At 73.1% G+C, this 19,416-nt stretch carries 12 protein-coding genes and 1 riboswitch; of the genes, 10 read left to right on the top strand and 2 right to left on the bottom strand.

Translation table 11 applies throughout. From position 1 onward, the window contains the following. Nucleotides 1-22: 22 nt before the first annotated feature. Nucleotides 23-937: a terpene synthase family protein gene (locus PT931_RS14745; RefSeq protein WP_456246304.1), complete on the top strand. Its 915-nt coding sequence runs from the start codon at nucleotides 23-25 to the stop codon at nucleotides 935-937. A 128-nt stretch (nucleotides 938-1,065) separates the two neighbouring features. Here the strand turns inward: PT931_RS14745 and PT931_RS14740 are convergent, their stop codons facing one another. Both PT931_RS14740 and PT931_RS14735 read right to left on the bottom strand, forming a co-directional pair. Continuing rightward, entirely contained in the window at nucleotides 1,066-2,061 is a 996-nt protein-coding gene (locus PT931_RS14740; RefSeq protein ID WP_456246330.1) for a ribonucleotide-diphosphate reductase subunit beta, read from the bottom strand. Between the two features lie 56 nt (nucleotides 2,062-2,117). Next, complete coding sequence (locus PT931_RS14735) at nucleotides 2,118-4,385, bottom strand: ribonucleoside-diphosphate reductase subunit alpha (protein ID WP_456246303.1); 2,268 nt, start codon at nucleotides 4,383-4,385, stop codon at nucleotides 2,118-2,120. Nucleotides 4,386-4,497: 112 nt separating this feature from the next. Then, a riboswitch (cobalamin riboswitch) is annotated at nucleotides 4,498-4,699 on the bottom strand. A 383-nt stretch (nucleotides 4,700-5,082) separates the two neighbouring features. Here PT931_RS14735 and PT931_RS14730 point away from each other — a divergent pair. From PT931_RS14730 to pstA, 9 genes are all read left to right on the top strand, one after another. After that, on the top strand, nucleotides 5,083-7,230 hold the full coding sequence (locus PT931_RS14730) for an alpha-L-fucosidase (RefSeq protein ID WP_456246302.1): 2,148 nt from the start codon (nucleotides 5,083-5,085) through the stop codon (nucleotides 7,228-7,230). A gap of 180 nt (nucleotides 7,231-7,410) precedes the next feature. Then, nucleotides 7,411-8,568 carry an alkaline phosphatase PhoX gene (locus tag PT931_RS14725; RefSeq protein ID WP_456246301.1) on the top strand — a complete coding sequence of 386 codons (1,158 nt, stop codon included), beginning with the start codon at nucleotides 7,411-7,413 and terminating at the stop codon, nucleotides 8,566-8,568. Between the two features lie 287 nt (nucleotides 8,569-8,855). Further along, nucleotides 8,856-10,547 carry a SulP family inorganic anion transporter gene (locus tag PT931_RS14720; RefSeq protein WP_456246300.1) on the top strand — a complete coding sequence of 564 codons (1,692 nt, stop codon included), beginning with the start codon at nucleotides 8,856-8,858 and terminating at the stop codon, nucleotides 10,545-10,547. A gap of 334 nt (nucleotides 10,548-10,881) precedes the next feature. Further along, nucleotides 10,882-11,610 (top strand): hypothetical protein, encoded by a 729-nt coding sequence (locus PT931_RS14715; RefSeq protein ID WP_456246299.1) that lies wholly within the window; start codon nucleotides 10,882-10,884, stop codon nucleotides 11,608-11,610. Nucleotides 11,611-11,619: 9 nt separating this feature from the next. After that, complete coding sequence (locus tag PT931_RS14710) at nucleotides 11,620-13,146, top strand: DNA polymerase Y family protein (RefSeq protein ID WP_456246298.1); 1,527 nt, start codon at nucleotides 11,620-11,622, stop codon at nucleotides 13,144-13,146. Nucleotides 13,147-13,303: 157 nt separating this feature from the next. Next, the gene (locus PT931_RS14705) at nucleotides 13,304-16,543 is read left to right on the top strand and encodes an error-prone DNA polymerase (RefSeq protein ID WP_456246329.1); all 3,240 of its coding nucleotides are present in this window, start codon (nucleotides 13,304-13,306) and stop codon (nucleotides 16,541-16,543) included. A 266-nt stretch (nucleotides 16,544-16,809) separates the two neighbouring features. Continuing rightward, nucleotides 16,810-17,229, top strand: a complete 420-nt coding sequence (locus tag PT931_RS14700; protein WP_456246297.1) for a hypothetical protein — start codon at nucleotides 16,810-16,812, stop codon at nucleotides 17,227-17,229. Further along, nucleotides 17,226-18,239, top strand: coding sequence for a phosphate ABC transporter permease subunit PstC (pstC, locus tag PT931_RS14695; protein ID WP_456246296.1), 1,014 nt, complete (start codon nucleotides 17,226-17,228; stop codon nucleotides 18,237-18,239). Before PT931_RS14700 ends, pstC begins: the two co-directional genes overlap by 4 nt. Further along, the gene (pstA, locus tag PT931_RS14690) at nucleotides 18,229-19,407 is read left to right on the top strand and encodes a phosphate ABC transporter permease PstA (protein WP_456246295.1); all 1,179 of its coding nucleotides are present in this window, start codon (nucleotides 18,229-18,231) and stop codon (nucleotides 19,405-19,407) included. The genes pstC and pstA overlap by 11 nt, the downstream gene beginning before the upstream one ends. Nucleotides 19,408-19,416: the final 9 nt, after the last annotated feature.

Here is a 19,416-nt window from a genome sequence, read left to right as displayed (position 1 = left end):
GCCCCCAGGAAGGAAGTGCGCGATGAACCCCGTCCTGTCGCTGGTACCCGTCGGGGAAAGGCCCGTGGTCGAGGCCGACGCGGCCCGGGTCGCGGCGGACAACCGGGAGTGGGCTCTCGCCCGGATCGGGGTCTCCGGGCCGAAGCTGTGCGACAACCTCGCCCTCACGGTGGCGGCCATCGCCCCCGGCCTCGGGGTGGAACGGCTCGAGCTCCTGGTCCGGTTCAGCCTGTGGACGTTCCTGTTCGACAACCGGATGGACGATCCGGCGGCGGATGTCGACGCGCTCCGGGCGGTGGAGGCGAGCGTGGGCCGGGCGCTGGCGGTATCCGGCCCTGACCGGGCGCTCCACGGTCCGGACGTCCCCGTCCGCCACGACGGGGACGTTCTCGTGGAGACGTTGGCGGACCTGGTCGCCGACCTGCGGGAACACGACCGCGGCGGTGTCGTCCTGCCCCGGCTGTCCGCCGCGCTGCGCGACGACGCGGCCGGCAGCCTGGCGCACGCGCTGCTGAGCCGGCGGGTCGCGGCCGGCGCGGAGCCCCGGCCGACGGTGCCGGAGTACCTGGAGTTCGCGAGCCGGAGCATCAACTACCGCAGCTTCGCACTCGCGCTGCTGCTGCTCCTGGGCGGCCGGTCGGCGGACACCCTCGACCGCCTCGGTCCGGCGCTGGGGGCGGCGTGCCGGGCGATCCGGCTGGCCAACGACCTGCGGTCCGTCGAGCGGCACCGGCGGGAGGGCACGCTGAACGCGCTGCTGCTGGCGGACCCCGGCGGCGCGCCGGTCACGCGCGAGGCGGTCGACGCGCGGGTGGACGAGCAGGTCCGGGTCCACGACGGGCTGGTGGGGGAGCTGGCCGACACCGGGGCGGGCGCGGCCCTGGTGAACAGTCTGCGGGTCTCCGTCGGGATGTACCGCCTGGGCCAGCTGCGCTAGGCGCCCCGCCCGGAGCTGGCCCCGTCCCGGAGTTGGGCGCCCGACCTGGAGCCGGGCGTCTCCGCGCGGAGGCCGACGCCCCCGCGCGGAGATCGGTGCCCCTCACCGGCGTGAGAGGCGCCGGCGGCTCAGAAGTCCTCGTCCAGGCTGACCGTGCCGCCGACCGCCGTCTGGTACGCGGTCACCCGGCGCTCGAAGAAGTTCGCCAGTTCCTGCACGTCCTGCAACGCCATGAACGGGAACGGGTTCGCCGACCCGTAGCGCGCCGGCAGCCCCAGCCTGGCGAGCCGCTGGTCGGCCACGTACTCCAGATAGGACCGCATGTCGGTGGCCGTCATTCCGGCCAGCCCGTCCCCGCACAGGTCCTCGGCGAACGCCAGCTCGGCCTCCACCGCCTCCTCCAGCATGAGGACGACCTGCTTGCCGAGGTCGTCGTCGAACAGGTCGGGCTCCTCGGCGCGGACCACGTCCACGACGGAGAACGCGAAGTCCATGTGCATGGACTCGTCCCGGAACACCCAGTTCGTGCCGGTGGCCAGGCCGTCGAGGAGGCCGCGGGAGCGCAGCCAGTAGACGTAGGCGAAGGCGCCGTAGAAGAACAGGCCCTCGATGCAGGCGGCGAAGCAGATCAGGTTGAGGAGGAACTTGCGCCGGTCGTCCTTCGTCCGCAGCTCCTGGAGATCGTGCAGGGAGTCGATCCACCGGAAGCAGAACTGCGCCTTCTCCCGGATCGAGGGGATGTGCTCGACGGCCGAGAACGCCTCCTCCCGGTCCTTGTCGTCGGGCAGGTACGTGTCCAGCAGCGTCAGGTAGAACTGGACGTGCACGGCCTCCTCGAACAGCTGCCGGGACAGGTACAGCCGGGCCTCGGGGGCGTTGATGTGCCTGTACAGGTTGAGGACCAGGTTGTTCGACACGATCGTGTCCCCGGTGGCGAAGAACGCGACGAGCCGGTTGACGAGGTGCCGCTCCCCGGCGGACAGCGAGGCGAGGTCGGGCAGGTCGCCGGTGAGGTCGACCTCCTCGACGGTCCAGGTGTTGCGGATGCCGCCCCGGTAGCGCTCGTAGAAGTCGGGGTAGCGCATCGGGCGCAGGGTCAGGTCCAGACCCGGGTTGAGCAGCATGCGGTGGTCCTTGTCCGAGGTGGGAGCGGCCGGCTGGCCGGAGGTGGCGGTGGCGGTCACTGGCACGCCTCGCAGATCTCGGGGTTCTCCAGGGAGCAGGCCACGGCGTCCGCGTCGGGCCCGATGGTCGGCACGCTGCTCACCGTCGTCTGCGCGATCCGGGTGGCCGGCCGCGACCGCAGGTAGTAGGTGGTCTTCAGCCCGGCGCGCCACGCGTAGGCGTACATCGAGGAGAGTTTTCCGATGGTCGGGGTGGCCATGAACAGGTTCAGCGACTGGGACTGGTCGATGAAGGGGGTGCGCGCGGCGGCCAGGTCGATCAGGGCCTTCTGCGGCACCTCCCACGCCGTGCGGTACAGCTCCTTGACGTCGACCGGCAGGTCCAGGTCCTGCACGGAGCCCTCGGCCCGCAGGATCGCCTCGCGCAGGGCGGGGGTCCACAGCCCACGGCCCATCAGATCCCTGATCAGGTACTTGTTGACCTGGAGGAACTCCCCGGACAACGTCTCGCGCTTGTACACGTTGGACACCGGCGGCTCGATGCACTCGGCGCAGCCGGCGATCGACGCGATGGTGGCGGTGGGCGCGATGGCGACCATCAGCGAGTTGCGCAGCCCGCTGCGGGCGACCCGGGTCCGGACGGCGTCCCAGTCGGCGGACGTGGCCGCGTTCCAGTGGTCGGGGTGCAGCACCCCGGCGGCGGCCCGGGTGTCGGCGTAGGTCGGGTGCGCGCCGTGCTTCTCGGCGAGCGCGGCGGACGTGTCGTAGGCGGCGAGGGCGATCCGCTCGGCGATCCGGGTGGACAGCGCGAGTGCCTCCGCCGAGTCGAACGGCAGCTTGAGCTGGAAGAACACGTCGGCCAGGCCCATGACGCCCAGGCCGATCGGCCGCCATTTCCGGTTGGTCTCGGCGGCCTCGGGGGTGGGGTAGTACGTGAGGTCGATGGTGCGGTCGAGGAACGTCACGGCGGTGCGGGCCGTGCGGTCCAGGGCGGCCCAGTCCATGCCGTCCGGGCCGCAGTGCGCGGCCAGGTTGATCGAGCCGAGGTTGCACACGGCCGTCTCGCCGTCGCTGGTGACCTCGAGGATCTCGGTGCACAGGTTGGACAGGTGCACCACGTTCTCGGGCTTCGCGGTCTGGTTGCAGGTCCGGTTGGCCTGGTCCTTGAACGTCATCCAGCCGTTGCCGGTCTGGGCGAGGGTGCGCATCATCCGGCCGTAGAGGTCGCGGGCGCTGATCTGCCGGACGGCCAGCCCGGCCTCCTCGGCGGCCCGGTAGGCGGTGTCGAAGGCGTCGCCCCACAGGTCGGTCAGCGTCGGCACCTCCTTCGGGTCGAACAGCGACCACGGGGCGTCGGCCTCGACCCGGCGCATGAACTCGTCCGGCACCCAGTTGGCGAGATGCAGGTTGTGGGTACGCCGGGCCTCGTCGCCGGTCGAGTCGCGCAGCTCCAGGAACTCCTCGACGTCGGCGTGCCAGGTCTCCAGGTACACGCAGGCGGCACCCTTGCGCCGGCCGCCCTGGTTGACGGCCGCCACGGACGAGTCGAAGGTGCGCAGCCAGGGCACGATGCCGTTGGAGTGCCCGTTGGTGCCCCGGATCAGGGAGCCGCGCGAGCGGACCCGCGACCAGGAGATGCCGATCCCGCCCGCGTACTTCGACAGGCGCGCGACCTGCGCGTACCGGTCGTAGATGGATTCGAGCTCGTCGCGGGGCGAGTCGAGCAGGAAGCAGCTGGACAGCTGGGGGCGGCGCGAGCCGGAGTTGAACAGGGTGGGGGAGCTGGGCAGGTAGGACAGGGTGCTCATCAGCGCGTAGAGCTCCCGGGCCTCGGCCACGGACTCGGCCAGCCCGCACGCGACCCGGAGGAAGAAGTGCTGCGGGGTCTCCAGGACCCGGCGGGTCTCGGGGTGCCGGAGCAGGTACCGGTCGTAGACGGTCCGCAGGCCGAAGTACTCGAACCGGTCGTCGGCCGCCGGGTCGATCACGGCGTCGAGCTCGTCGGCGTGCCGCTCGACGAACCCGGCGATCGTGTTGGCGAGCAGGCCGGCGGCGTGGCTGGCGGCCACCGACCCGGAGAAGGAGGTCACGCCCTCGGTGGCGGCCTCGGCGGCGATGTGCGTGGCGAGCAGCCGGGCGGCGAGCCGCGAGTACGCCGGCTCCTCGGCGACCAGGGCGGCGGCCATCTCGATGGCCCGGATCCGCAGCTCTGCCTCCGTCGCGCCCGGCCACGGGTTGGGTACCACCCGGCCGGGGTCGACCCCTGCGAGGCCCTCGGCGGCCCTGGAAACTGCCTCGGCCGGCGTGTTCAGCACTGCGGTCATCGCTCTCCCACCCGAAAAGACGAGGACTCCGGGGCAGGCGGCGACGGCGGCACGCACGGGGCCGCTGTCCGCCGGGGCCCGCCCACGAGGCCCGGGACATGCGCGCACGGCTCCCGTGCGCGCGTCATTGGCAGGTCTTCGGACTCGTGGGCATGGTCCTCGCGCCTACTGGCCGTCGCTTCCCGGATCGCTCCAGTGCTCGATGACGGCGGTCGTTCCCACTTACCGCTGCGGGGCAGTCCCGGAGTCGCACCGGGTTCCCTCTTGCCGCACGTCCCCTGGCGGGGTTGTGCACCAACAACGGCATGACACTACATCTAGTGGAACGCGCCATGCAAAGACACAGAGTGTTGGGGTGTCGTGTCGCATGGTGCCAGGGCGAGGTCGGACGGCGTGTCGACACGCGCAGGCCGGGCGCGTCCCGCCGGGCGGTCGCGCGCGGCGCCGGGTGACGGCGCGGGCCGGGCCGCGGGACTCCTCCGGTCGGGGCTGAGGCCCGAGCCGGCCGGCGCCCGCGGACCTCCTCCGGGCGTGCCGGGCCGCCAGAGCGCCGTCCTGCGATGGGCACCCTTGACATCGGATCTCTTCGACCCGGCATTGTCCACTGAGGCCGAAATCTCCCGGTAACCTCCCGTTGACATCGACGGTTATCATCGCCACTATAGCGTGGTCATCGGATCTCTCCCCGGAGGCCGTCATGCGGTTCAGATCGGTCCTGGCGCTCCTGAGCGCCCTCTCCCTCACCCTCGTCCTGCTCGCCGCCGCCCCCGCGCACGCCGCGCCCGGCGACAACCACGCCCCCGACGACCCGTTCAGCTCCGCCCGCACCCAGTGGTGGCGGACGGACCACTTCGGGATGTTCATCCACTTCGGCCTGTACAGCGCGTACCGGGGCGAGTACACCCGGTCGAATGGCACGGTGTGTCGCGACGCCGAGTGGATCAGGCGCACCTGCGCGATCCCGTGGAACGAGTACGAGGCGAAGGCCGCCACGTTCAACCCGACCGGGTTCGACGCGAACGCGGTGGTCGGCGCGGCGAAGAACGGCGGGCAGAAGTACATCGTGATCACGGCCAAGCACCACGACGGCTTCGCGATGTGGCCCACCGCCGTCAACACCTGGAACATCCACGACCGCAGCCCGTTCCAGCGCGACATCCTGGCCGAGCTGGCCACGGCCGCCCGCGCCCAGGGCGTCAAGCTCGGGTTCTACTACTCGATCTGGGACTGGCACGACCCCGACGCCCAGCCGGGCAGCGCCAACTACCAGGCCTACCTGACCCGGATGAAGGCCCAGCTGCGGGAACTCCTCACCAACTACGGCGACATTGCGGAGCTGTGGTTCGACGGCGAGTGGGAGGCCCCGTGGACCGCCGCGGAGGGCACGAAGCTGGAGGAGTACGTCCGGGGGCTGTCGCCGAACACGATCGTCAACAACCGGGTCGGTACCCGCCGGGTCAACGACGGCGACTTCGGCACCCCCGAGCAGGAGATCCCGGCGACCCCGACCGACGCCCAGCTCTGGGAGTCGTGCATGACGATCAACGGCACCTGGGGGTTCGCTGCCTGGGACACGAACTTCAAGTCCACCACCCAGCTGACCCGCAACCTGGTCGGCATCGCGGCGAGCAGCGGGAACTACCTGCTCAACGTCGGCCCGGACGAGCGGGGCGTCATCCCGCAGACCTCGGTCGACCGGCTCAGGGGCATGGGCGACTGGCTCGCCGCCAACGGCCCGGCCGTGTACGGCGCGAGCTACACCGGCCTGGTCTCCAAGCCCTCCTGGGGCGTCGTCAGCCGCAACGGCGACAAGCTCTACGCCTCGGTGTACACCTGGCCGACCGGCGGCGCGGCGCTGCACCTGAGCGCCCTGGCCCCGTTCGGGGTGACCGGCGCGAAGATCCGCAGAACCGGGGCGGCCGTGCCGGTGACCGCCGCCGGGGACGGCTTCGACCTGCGGCCCACCGGGGCGGCCCCGGACCCGATCGCCACGGTGATCGAGCTGGACATCACCCCGCAGGCCGCCGCGCCGGTCGGCACGGGCACCGGGCTCACCGCGCAGTTCTGGGCGAACAGCACCTTCAGCGGTACGCCGGCCGTGACCCGGGTCGACAGGGGCGTCAACTACAACTGGCGCGAGGACGGCTCCCCGGCGCCCGGCATCCCCACGGACACCTTCTCCGGCCGGTGGACCGGGTTCGTCGAGCCCCGGTTCAGCGAGAAGTACACCTTCGCCACGTTGTCCGACGACACGGTGAAGCTGTGGGTCGACGGGCAGCTGCTCGTGAACAACACCACCCCGCACGGGGCGACCGTGGACAAGGGGAGTATCACGCTCACGGCCGGGCAGCGGTACGCGATCACGATGGAGCACACGGAGAACGGCGGCGAGGCGACCGCGAAACTGCTGTGGTCCAGCCCGAACACGCCGCAGCAGATCGTGCCGGCGAGCCAGCTCCATCCGACGGGTACGGGGCCGACGGTGCTCAACGACAACGCGCCCGGCGTGGCGTACACCGGCGGGTGGAGTGTCAGCTCGGGGCGCACGTACGCCGCCGACTACCAGGCCGACGTGCACTACACGACCACCAACGGCGACGCGGTGTCGTACACGTTCACGGGGACCGGGGTGGACTTCCGCACCGAGAAGTACGGCGACCAGGGGCTGGTCGACTTCTACCTCGACGGGGTGCTCGCGGCCACCGTGGACACCACGAACCCGACCCGGCTGTCCCAACAGGTCGTGTACTCCCGGCGGAACCTGGCCCCGGGCGCCCATACGCTCCGGGCGGTGAAACGCTCGGGCACGTACATGCTGGTTGACCGGATCGACGTCTTCGGCTGACCCGGCGCGGGAGGGGCGGGCCTCGGACCTGCCCCTCCTGGTGCCGACCCCCAAAAGCCAGTAACGCAGCGTAAAAAATGATGCACTTGGTGTTCATGTATTTGTTCTCGCGATGGACGGTGGCACCTACCTAGCGTGATGCACGCCACCCCCATGCTCGCCCATACCGGGAGGTCCATCGTGGAACGTCGCACTCTCCTCCGCACCGCCGTCGTCGGCGGCGGCGCTGTCGCCTTCTCCGGAGCCCTGTGGAGCTCCGCCGCGCACGCCGCGCCCGCGCAGAACGCCCCCGGCCCCTACGGCGCGCTCGGGGCCGCCGACGCCAACGGCATCCAGCTGCCCGCCGGCTTCACCAGCCGGGTCGTGGCCCGCTCGGGCCAGACGGTGTCCGGCACGTCCTACACCTGGCACAACGCCCCCGACGGCGGCGCGGTCTTCGCCGACGGCACGGGGTGGATCTACGTGTCCAACTCGGAGATCAACCCGGGCGGCGGCGCGTCGGCCCTCAGGTTCAACTCCAGCGCGACGATCACCGGCGCCTACTCGGTGCTGTCCGGCACCCGGCAGAACTGTGCCGGCGGCAAGATGCCGTGGAACAAGTGGCTGTCGTGTGAGGAGGTCAGCCTCGGCTTCGTGTACGAGACCGACCCGTGGGGCGGCGCGGCGGTGCAGCGGCCGGCGCTCGGCAGGTTCAAGCACGAGGCCGCGGCGGCCGACCCGGTCCGGCAGGCCATCTACCTGACCGAGGACGAGACCAACGGCTGCCTGTACCGGTTCCTGCCGAACAGCTGGGGCAACCTGGCCTCGGGCACGCTCCAGGTCCTGGTCGCCGGCACCGCGACGTCCGGCACCTTCACCTGGGCGAACATCCCCGACCCGGACGGCTCGCCGACCGCCACCCGCAGCCAGGTCTCCGGCGCGAAGAAGTTCAACGGCGGCGAGGGCTGCCACTACGCCAACGACCAGGTCTGGTTCACCACCAAGGGCGACAACCGGGTGTGGCAGCTCAACCTGCTGTCGGGCACCTACGAGCTGGCCTACGACGACGGCCTGGTCAACCCCGGGCCCGCCCCGCTGACCGGGGTCGACAACGTCACCGGCTCGACGTTCGGCGACCTGTACGTGGCCGAGGACGGCGGGAACCTGGAGATCTGCGTGATCACGCCGGACGACACGGTGTCGGTGTTCCTGCGGGTCAACGGGCAGAGCTCGTCGGAGCTCACCGGTCCGGCGTTCACGCCGGCGGGCAACCGGATGTACTTCTCCTCGCAGCGCGGCACGAGCGGCTCCAGCTCCGGGGGCATCACGTATGAGATCACGGGTCCGTTCCGCACCTGATGGGACCCGCTGAGGACGAATCTGGACGGCGCATCGCGGGGAGCCGCAGGGCGCTGCCCTAGCAGCTCCCCGCGATGCTTGCCAGATTCACCCTCAGCGGGCCACTGCGCCTTAGATCAAGAGCCGCAGATCAAGAGCCTTTCCCGGGATGGGTACTCGGCGTGTTGGGGGAAAGACCCCGGCGAGTCGTGAATGGCTCCACTCAGGGTAGGCTCACCATTACTCTAGGTAAGATGCCTCCGGGGCAATGTGGGGCATCGACTACGCCGAGTGACGGGGGAGAGTCGGTGGCGGGAACGCGGGGGGCTGCCTTCGGCGCGGCCGGCTGGGCGCGGGTGCGCGCGCTGCTGCCGGCCCGCGCCGACCTCGCCGCGATGCGCCGCCAACCGCGCCGGGACGTGCTCGCCGGCCTGACCGTCGCCGTCGTGGCCCTGCCCCTCGCGCTGGGCTTCGGGGTGTCCTCGGGGCTCGGCGCGGCCGCGGGCCTGGCCACCGCGATCGTCGCCGGGATCCTCGCCGCCCTGTTCGGCGGCTCGCACCTGCAGGTCTCCGGGCCGACCGGCGCGATGACCGTGGTCCTCGTCCCGATCGTGCACCAGTTCGGCCCCGGCGGGGTGCTCACCGTCGGGGTGCTCGCCGGGCTCGCGCTGGTCGGGCTGGCCCTGGCCCGCGCCGGCCGGTTCGCGCGCTACGTGCCCGCCCCCGTCGTCGAGGGCTTCACGGTCGGGATCGCCGCCGTGATCTTCCTGCAGCAGGTGCCCGCCGCGCTCGGGGTCCGCGCCTCGCACCAGGAGACCGTGGCCGTAGGGGCGTGGCACGCGCTACAGGCCTTCCTCGACCGGCCACACTGGCCGACCCTGGGGATCGCGGCGTTCGTCGTGGTCGTGATGCTCGTCGGGGGCCGGTGGCGGCCCGGGGTGCCGTTCTCGCTGCTCGCGGTCGGCGCGGCCACCCTCTACGTCCAGGTCGCCGGGACCGACGTGGCCCGGATCGGGGCGCTGCCGTCGACGCTGCCCGCGCCGTCGCTGGCCTTCTTCGACCCCTCGGCGGTACCGGCGCTGCTGACCGCCGCCGGGGCCGTCGCCGCCCTCGCCGCGCTGGAGAGCCTGTTGTCGGCGACCGTGGCCGACGGGATGACGGTCGGCTCCCGGCACGACCCGGACCGCGAACTCTTCGGCCAGGGCGTCGCGAACCTCGTCACCCCGCTCTTCGGCGGCCTGCCCAACAGCGGGGTCATCGCCCGGACCGCGCTCAACGTCCGGTTCGGGGCCCGCTCCCGGCTGGCCGCCGTCACCCACGCCGCCGCGCTCGCCCTGATCATGCTGGCCGCCGCCCCGCTCGTCGCGCACATCCCCCTCGCCGCCCTCGCCGGGGTCCTGCTGGCCACCGCGATCCGGATGGTCGAGGTCGGCTCGCTGGCCGTCCTGGCCCGGTCCACCAAGGCCGACGCCCTGATCATGGCCCTGACCGCCGTGGCCACCCTCGCGCTCGACCTCGTCTCCGCCGTCGGGATCGGCCTCGTCGTCGCCTGCCTGCTCGCGATCAGCGCCATCGCCCGCGCCGTCCGGGTCGAACAGGTGCCCCTCGACCTGTCCGACCGGGACCGCGAACTGCTCGCCGAACACATCGTCACGTACCGGCTCGACGGCCCGCTGTTCTTCGCCGCCGCGCACCGGTGCCTGACGGAACTGTCCGAGGTGCCCGACGTCCGGGTGCTGATCCTCCAACTGTCGCGGGTCACGACGGTGGACGGCACCGGCGCCCGGGTACTCCGCGACGCCGTCGAGCGCCTCGAACGCCTCGGGATCGCCGTGTACGTGTCCGGCATCGACGCCGCGCACTCCCGGGCGCTGGAGTCGACGGGGGTGCTGGCCCGGTTGCGGGTGGCGGGGCGGGTGTTCGACACGACCCCCGAGGCGGTGGCGGCGGCGCGGGGGTATCTGCACCGGGCGGGGATGCTCGACCTCGACGCCGCCTGACCCCGGGCCCGCCATGACATCGTCGGACGTGGATGCTGTCCGATCGCGGGCCCCTCGTCCGGCGCGCGTGCCGGGGCCGGAATGTCGGCCCGGCACCCCCGTGGGCCGCGCTGGTCGGGAGTGTCCCGTGGGCGCTCTCTTGGCGGCCGAACCCCTGTGATCTTTTACCTCACCTGAGCCCACAAGTTTCGTACTAGTGTGCGATAGTCGAGGGGAGCGGAGAACTTCGTACCCCCGGTGAGCTGGGTGTTTGTTGTTGGGGGTGTGCAGGGTGGGCGGAGCCGTCGCAGTGCCCCGGGGGGACGGTCCCGGCGCCGACCCCCGACGTGCGGTGGTGACCGAATTGTTGCGTTCACCGGCCCTGGCCGGCGCGGTGCGGACCGCGACCACGGCCCCCGACGCGGACGGCGGGTCCGGCGCGCGGACACTCCCGGTGACGGCCCGGTGCGCGGCCCTGCTGCCCGGCGGCCTGCGCCGGGGGAGCACCGTGTCGGTCACCGGCTCGACCGGTCTCCTGATCGAACTCCTCGCCGGGGCGTCGGCGGCCGGCGCCTGGTGCGCGGTGATCGGCCTCCCCGGCCTCAGCGCCCTCGCCGCCGCCGACGCCGGGGTGGTCCTCGACCGCCTCGCCCTGGTGCCCCGGCCGGGCGCGAGCTGGCCCGAGGCCGTCTCCGCGCTGCTCGACGGGTTCGACGTGGTGGTGGCGGCCCCGGGCGGGGCGGTGCCGGCGCGGCTGGCCGGCCGGCTGGCGGCCCGGGCCCGGCAGCGCGGCGGGGTGCTGATCGGCTACGGGGCGACCCCGTGGCCGGGGGCCGACCTGGTCCTGGAACCGGAGGGGTCCGCGTGGCACGGGCTGCGGCCCGGTCGGGGGCGGCTGCGGTACCGGGAACTGACCGTCACGGCGCGGGGCCCCGGGCGTCCGGTGCGGGCGACCCTGCGGCTGGGCCAGAAAACCGATCCGACGGGTACCGGCGCGCGCCCGACCGCTGTCCGCCCGGTGCCCTGGACCGGCCCGGGCGCCGGGCGGGAGCCGGGCGGCCCCGGCCTCAGGGCGGTGGGCTAGGTGCGGGCCATGGTGGTGTGGTGCCCCGACTGGCCGGTCACCGCCGCCTGCCGGGCCACCGACACCGACGTGCACTCCCCGGTCGCGGTCCTCCGCCTCAACCGGATCGTGCACTGCACCCCGGCCGCCCGGGCGGCCGGCGTGCGCCCCGGGCAGCGCAAACGCGACGCCCAGGCGCTGTGCCCGGACATGGTGCTCTTCGAGCAGGACCCGGCCCGCGACGCGATCGCGTTCGAGCCGGTCGTCGCCGCGCTGGAGGACCTCGCCGCCGGGGTGGAGGTGCTGCGGCCCGGGTCGTGCGCGCTGGCCGCCCGGGGGCCCGCAGGCTGGTACGGGGGCGAGGAGCGGGCCGGCGAGACCATCGTCGACAAGCTCGCGCTCGCCTGCGACGTGGAGGCCCAGGTCGGGATCGCCGACGGGGTGCACGCGGCGGCCCTGGCGGCCCTGACCGGCGCGATCGTGCCGCCCGGCGACAGCGCCCGGTTCCTCACCGGCCTCGACGTCGGGCTGCTCGGCCGGCCCGAGCTGGTCGGGCTGCTCCGCCGGCTGGGCATCACGACCCTGGGGGCGTTCGCGGACCTGCCGGCCGGGGACGTGGGCGCGCGGTTCGGCGCCGACGGGGCCCTCGCGCACGCCCTGGCCTCGGGGCGCGACGAACGGCTGCTCGCGCCGCGTACCCCGCCGCTGGGGTTGGAGGTCGGGCAGGTCTTCGACGAGCCGTTGGAGCGGGTCGACGCCGCCGCGTTCGCCGCCCGGGCCCTCGCGGAGAACCTTCAGGACCTCCTCACCGGGTACGGCCTGGCCTGCACCCGCCTCGTCATCGAGGCCACCACCACCTCCGGGGTCGACCTGCGCCGGGTGTGGCGGCACGACGCCCTGCTCCGGGCCGCCGACGTGTCCGACCGGCTGCGCTGGCAGCTCGACGGCTGGCTGACCCACACCGCCCGGCGCGGCGGGGAGCCCTCCGGCATCGCGCGGCTGCGCCTGGTCCCCGAGGGGATCGTCACCGCCGGGGCCCTGCAACCGGGGCTGTGGGGCGGGGAGGGCGACGACCGGGAGCGCGCGTACCGGGCCGCCGCCCGGCTCCAGGGGCTGCTCGGCCCCGAGGCGGTGGTGGCCCCCGTCCTCGACGGCGGACGCGACCCGGGCGAGCGGGTCCGGCTGGTCCCGTGGGGGGACGAGCGCGGCTCCGTACGGCCCACGGACCGGCCCTGGCCCGGGGCGCTGCCGGCCCCCTACCCCTCCACCGTGTACCCCTCGCCGCCGGCCGTCCGGCTGTTCGACGACGCGGGCCGGCCGGTGACCGTCACCGGCCGGGCCGAGCTGAGCGCGCCCCCGGCCCGGATCGTGTTCGAGGGCGGGGCGGCGGCCGGGGTGCTCGCCTGGGCCGGGCCGCTGCCGGCCGACGACCGGTGGTGGGGCGGCTCCGACGTCGCGCGCCGGCACGCGAGGCTGCAGCTGCTGCTCGCCGCCGACCGGGCGGTGCTGGTGTCCTGCTCGGCGGGCACCTGGCGCCTGGAGGCCGACTATGACTGACCCGTCAGACACAACGGACGCGTCAAGCCCGGCTGGTCCGGGGCGTCGGGCCGGCCGGGGACCAGCCCCGGGGAAGCCCGCCGCGCCCGGCGAGCGGCTGACCGACCAGCGCTGGGGCGGTCGGGCCCCGCACACCTGGAGCGAGCTGCGCGACCTGATGGCCGCCCCACTGAGCACCGGCCCCGGGACACCGGCCCCCGGCCCGGCCCGGCCCCTCCGCCCGGCCCCGACCGCCCCCGCGCCGGAACCCGCCGGACCCGGTGACTACGCCGAGCTGCACGCGCACTCCCACTTCTCCTTCCTCGACGGCGCCTCCTCCCCGGAGGACCTGGTCGCCGAGGCCCTCCGCCTGGGCCTGTCCGCCCTGGCCCTCACCGACCACGACGGCATGTACGGCGTCGTCCGGTTCAACGAGGCCGCCCGGGCCGCCGGCCTGCCCACGGTGTTCGGCGCGGAACTCTCCCTGGACCTGCCCGCGACCGTGGCCGGGGTACCCGACCCGGGCGGCAGCCACCTGCTCCTGCTGGCCCGGGGCACCGAGGGCTACGCCCGGCTGTCGGCGGCGATCGGCACGGCCCAGCTCCGGGGCGGGGAGAAGGGCCGGCCCGTCTACGACCTGGAGGAACTGGCCGCCGACGTGCGCGGCCACGTGCTGGTACTCACCGGCTGCCGGAAGGGCGCGGTCCGCCGGGCACTGGAGGCGGGCGGGGCGGAGGCGGCGCGCGGGGAACTGGAGACGCTCGTCCGCCTCTTCGGTCACGACAGTGTCGAGGTGGAGCTGACCGACCACGGCTACCTGGAGGACTCCGACCGCAACGACGCCCTCGCCGGCCTGGCCCGGGAGCTGGGCCTGGGGCTGGTGGCCACCAACGCCGTGCACTACGCCCGGCCCTCGGGGCACCGGCTGGCCCAGCTGGTCGCGGCGGTCCGGGCCCGGCGTTCGCTGGACGAGATGGACGGCTGGCTGCCGCCCGCGCCCACCGCGCACCTGCGGTCGGCGGCGGAGATGCGCGCCCGGTTCGCGGCCTGGCCGGACGCGGTGACCCGGACCGCGCCGATCGCCGCCGAGCTGGCCTTCGACCTGAAACTGGTCGCCCCGGACCTGCCGCCGTTCCCGGTGCCGGCGGGGGAGACCGAGAACTCCCACCTCCGCGAGCTGGCGCTGGAGGGCCTGGCCCGCCGCTACCGTCCCGACGACGAGGCGGCCCGCGACCAGCTCGACTACGAACTCGGCATCATCGAGGAGCTGGGCTATCCGGGGTACTTCCTCATCGTCTGGGACATCGTGCGGTTCTGCGAGCGGAAGAACATCCTGGTGCAGGGCCGGGGCTCGGCGGCCAACTCGGTGGTCTGCTACACCCTGGGCATCACCAAGGCCGACCCGATCGGGTACGGGCTGCTGTTCGAGCGCTTCCTCAGCGACGTGCGGGTCGGGCCGCCCGACATCGACCTCGACATCGAGAACGGCCGGCGCGAGGAGGTCATCCAGTACCTCTTCGACAAGCACGGCCGGACGCACACCGCGCAGGTCGCCAACGTCATCACCTACCGGCGGCGCTCGGCGATCCGGGACGCCGCCCGCGCGCTGGGCTACTCGCCCGGCCAGGCCGACGCGTGGACGGCCGGCCAGGGCCACCGGGGCGGTCCGCTGCCGGAGGACCTGCCCGCCGAGGTGGCCACGCACGCCGGACAGCTGCTCGGCGCGCCCCGGCACCTGGGCATCCACTCCGGCGGGATGGTGATCTGCGACCGGCCGGTCATCGAGGTCGTACCCGTCGAATGGGCCCGGATGGAGAACCGCACGGTGCTCCAGTGGGACAAGGACGACTGCGCGGCGACGGGGCTGGTGAAGTTCGACCTGCTGGGGCTCGGCATGCTCACCGCCCTGCACCACGCCGTGGACCTGGTCCGCGACCACCACGGCGGCGCGACCGTGGACCTGGCGGCGCTCCCGCCGGACGACCAGGAGATCTACGCGATGATCCGGGCCGGCGACTCGATCGGCCTGTTCCAGGTGGAGAGCCGCGCGCAGATCCAGCTCGCCCCCCGGCTGAAGCCGAAGGTGTTCTACGACCTGGTGGTGCAGATCGCCCTGGTCCGGCCGGGCCCGATCCAGGGCGGGGCCGTGCACCCCTACATCCGCCGGGCCAACAAGCAGGAGGCGGTCACCTACCCGCATCCGCTGATGGAGAAGGCCCTGACCCGCACCCTGGGCGTGCCCCTCTTCCAGGAGCAGATGATGCAGCTCGCCGTGGACTGCGCGAACTTCACCGCCTCCGAGGCCGACCAGCTCCGCCAGGCCATGGGCTCCAAGCGCTCGCACGCCCGGATGCGCGAACTCCGCGCCCGGCTCTACGCGGGCCTGGCGGAGAACGGCATCACCGGGGACATGGCCGACGACCTGTACCGGCGGCTGGAGGCGTTCGCCGGCTACGGCTTCCCCGAGTCGCACTCCCTGAGCTTCGCCTTCATCGTGTACGCGTCCGCGCACCTCAAGCGCTGGTACCCGGCCGCGTTCACGGCGGCCCTGATCCGGTCCCAGCCGATGGGCTTCTACTCGACGAACAGCCTGATCGGCGACGCCCGCCGGCACGGGGTGCCGATCCTCGGCGTGGACGTCAACGCCAGCGCGGCGGTCACGGGGCTGGAGGGGACGGGCGGCCGCGCGCCGGTGGCCGCCCCGCCCCGGACCTGGGGGGCCGGCGGGCCGGCGGTGCGCCTCGGGCTGGACCAGGTCCGGGGGATCGGGGCCGGGGTGGCGGAGCGGATCGCGGCCGGGCAGCCGTACGCGGGGATGGCGGATCTGGCCCGGCGGGCGGGGCTCACCGAACAGCAGCTCGGCAACCTGGCGACGGCCGGGGCGTTCGCGGGCCTGGGGCTGGACCGGCGCCGGGCACTGTGGACGGCCGGCGCGGCGGCCCGCGACACCCCCGACCGGCTGCCCGGCACGGTGCTGGGCACCCACGCGCCGACCCTGCCCGGGATGAGCGAGGCCGAGTTGGCCGCCGCGGACCTGTGGGCCACCGGCAGCTCGCCGGACAGCCACCCGGTGGAGTTCCTCCGGGAGTGGTTGCGGGCCCGGGGCGCGGTGCCGGTCAGCGCGCTGGGGCGGATCCCCGACGGTCAGCGCGTCCTGGTCGGCGGGATCGTGACCCACCGGCAGGCCCCGGAGACCGCCGGGGGGATCGTGTTCGTCAACCTGGAGGACGAGACCGGCCAGGCGAACGTGATCTGTACGCCGGGACTGCTGCGGCGCTACGCCCGGATCGCGCGCACCGCGCCGGCCCTGCTCGTCCGGGGCCGGTTGCAGAACGTCGACGGGTCACTCGGCCTGGCCGCCGATCAACTCACCGTTCTGAATGTCCCGACCGCGCCCCGGTCCCGGGATTTTCGCTGATCCGACTGCCCTGAGCCATACGCCGTCCTGGATTTCCCCCGCTGCTACCACCCTTAAATCGTACACCAGTTCGAAGGTTTGACAGGGTGCCGTTCGGCCGGGATGTGGCCTCGGATAGGGGACATCCGCAAAGCCCGCATCGGAAACTTTGCGCGCTTGCGACGTCGAGTTCACCCGCCGCATGTCTGGCGTGCGCCCCGATCGGCAGCGGCGGCCACCGCCCGTGCACAGCCTGTACCCGTACCGATGAATCAGGGGGGTGTGGGGTGAGCTTGTCGCGCTTCGTGTTCCTGGCGATGCCCGGCGACCGGGGGGAAGAGCCCACACCCGACGGGGTCGCGTGGATGCTGATCTCCCCGAACAACCGGCCGCTGGGCCGCAGTTGGCGGTTGTACGACACGTACGCCGCGTGCAGTGCCGCGGTGTCCGAACTGCGGGTCGGGTACGACCGGATCCGCTCGCACGCCGCCGTCGCCGACACCCACGGCCACTGGGCCTGGCGGATCGACCTCGACGGATCCCCGGTGGCGGGTTCGACCCGTTCGTACCTGCGGATCCGCGAGTGCGGCTACAACCTGGAGTGTTTTCTCACGGCCACCCCCGTCGCCCGGGTCGTCGAGGGCGCGCGCAGCGTCCGGGGCGGCCGGTGGCGGGCCGACGACGAGGCGAGGAAGTCGACGCGGTGACCACGGTCGAGATGCCGGCGGCGGACGTCGCACCCGACGCGCCCCGGAAGATCAGCGAGCGCCCGGCGGCGTCCGACCGGGTGTTCCGGGCGTTGCTGCGGGGCACCGGGGCCACGGTACTGGTCATCATGGCCCTGGTCGGGATCTTCCTGTCCTACCGGGCGAGCGAGGCGCTGCGCAGTGCCGGCTGGCGGTTCCTGACCACCGAGACCTGGGAACCCGACGCGGGCCGGTTCGGGATCGCGGCCGTGCTGGTCGGCACGGTGCTCATCGCCGCGGTGGCGATCATCGTGGCGCTGCCACTGGCCGTGGGCACGGCCCTGTACATCTCCGAGTACTCGGCGCCCTGGATCCGGCGGACCCTGATCACCCTCGTGGACCTGATGGCCGCCGTACCCAGCGTCGCCTACGGCCTGTGGGGCTTCTTCATGCTCCAGCCGCACGTCATCGGACTGGCCCGGTGGATCTCCACCTACTTCGGCTGGATCCCGCTGTTCGACGTGCCCGGGGCCGACCCGACGGACCCGCTGTCGACGGCGACCGTGTACACCTCGTCCACGTTCGTCGCCGGGATCGTCGTGGCCCTGATGATCGCGCCGGTGATGTGCTCGATCATGCGCGAGGTGTTCAACCAGGCCCCGGTGGGGGAGCGGGAGGGCGCCTACGCCCTCGGCGCGACCCGGTGGGGCATGATCCGCACGGTCGTCCTGCCGTACGGCCGGGGCGGCATCATCGGCGGCACGATGCTCGGCCTCGGCCGCGCCCTGGGCGAGACGATCGCCGTGTTCCTCATCATCTCCCCGGTGTTCGCCATCCAGCCGCACATCCTGCGCAGCGGGGCCAACTCCGTGTCCTCCCTGATCGCCCTGCGCTACGGAGAGGCGAGCCCGCTGGGCACCTCGGCGCTGATGGCGGCCGGGCTCACCCTGTTCCTGATGACGCTGGTCATCAACTTCGTCGCCTCCTCGATCATCACCCGCAGCCGTTCCGGAGCCAGCAGTGACGCCTGAGCCGACGACCCCACAGCAGCGCCGGGTCCTGGGCGGGGCGCGGCGCACCGACCTGTACGCCCTCCTGGGGGCCGGTGCCGCGGCGCTCGGCCTCACCGCCCTGCTCTACACCCAGTTCACCCCCTTCGACGGGGCCCTCGGCTTCGTCGTGATCGCCTACGTGGCCTTCCTGGTGTTCTACGGCCTGCTGGTCTCCCTCGAGGAGAACGGCCCCGCCGTCCGGGACCGGCTCGCCGCCGTGGTCGTGCGCAGCCTCGGGTACCTGCTGTTCCTGGCCCTGTTCCTCGTGGTCGCCTTCATCCTGTGGGAGGGGCACCGGGCGTACCTGCACCTCAACTTCTTCACCACCGACATGGCCAAGGCCGGGCCGCTGGACCCGCTGACCGTCGGCGGGATCTCGCACGCCGCGATCGGCACCCTCGAACAGATCGGCATCGCCCTGGCGCTGACCGTGCCGCTCGGCCTGGGCTGCGCGGTGTTCCTCGGCGAGACCCGGGGCCGGTTCGCGAAACTGGTCCGCACCCTGACCGAGGCGATGACGGCACTGCCCTCGATCGTCGCCGGCCTCTTCGTGTACGCGATGCTCATCATCGGCCTCGGCCTGCACAAGTCCGGGTTCGCCGCCTCGGTGGCGCTGAGCGTCATGATGCTGCCGATCATCATCCGGGCCGCCGACGTGGTGCTCCGGCTCGTGCCGGGCACCCTGCGCGAGGCGTCCCTGGCCCTCGGCGCGTCGCAGTGGCGCACCGTGTGGCACGTGGTGCTGCCGACCGCCCGGTCGGGGCTGACCACCTCCGTCATCCTCGGCACGGCGCGCGGCGTCGGGGAGACCTCCCCGGTGCTGCTCACCGCCGGGATGGCGTTCGCCGTCAACGCCAACCCGTTCGACGGGCCGCAGGTGTCCCTGCCGTTGCAGACCTTCTCCGCCGTCAAGTCGCCGATGCCCGACATGATCGCCCGCGGCTTCGGCACGGCCGCCGTGCTGATGTTCCTGGTCGTCGTGCTCTTCATCGTGGCCCGGATCGTCGGTGGGCGGCCCGCCGGCCGGCTGACCCGGGGCCAGCAACGCCGCCGGGCCCGGGCCTCGGCGCGCGACGTCATCCGCTTCAACGGTCGCCACCAGACGATCGCCGTGGTGCCGGGTTCCCGCGCACCCTCTGGACCGTGAGGAAATGGT

The sequence above is a fragment of the Longispora urticae genome, assembly GCF_053902585.1.
Note: the sequence above shows the minus strand (reverse complement) of the source record. Positions and strands in the feature narration are given on the sequence as shown.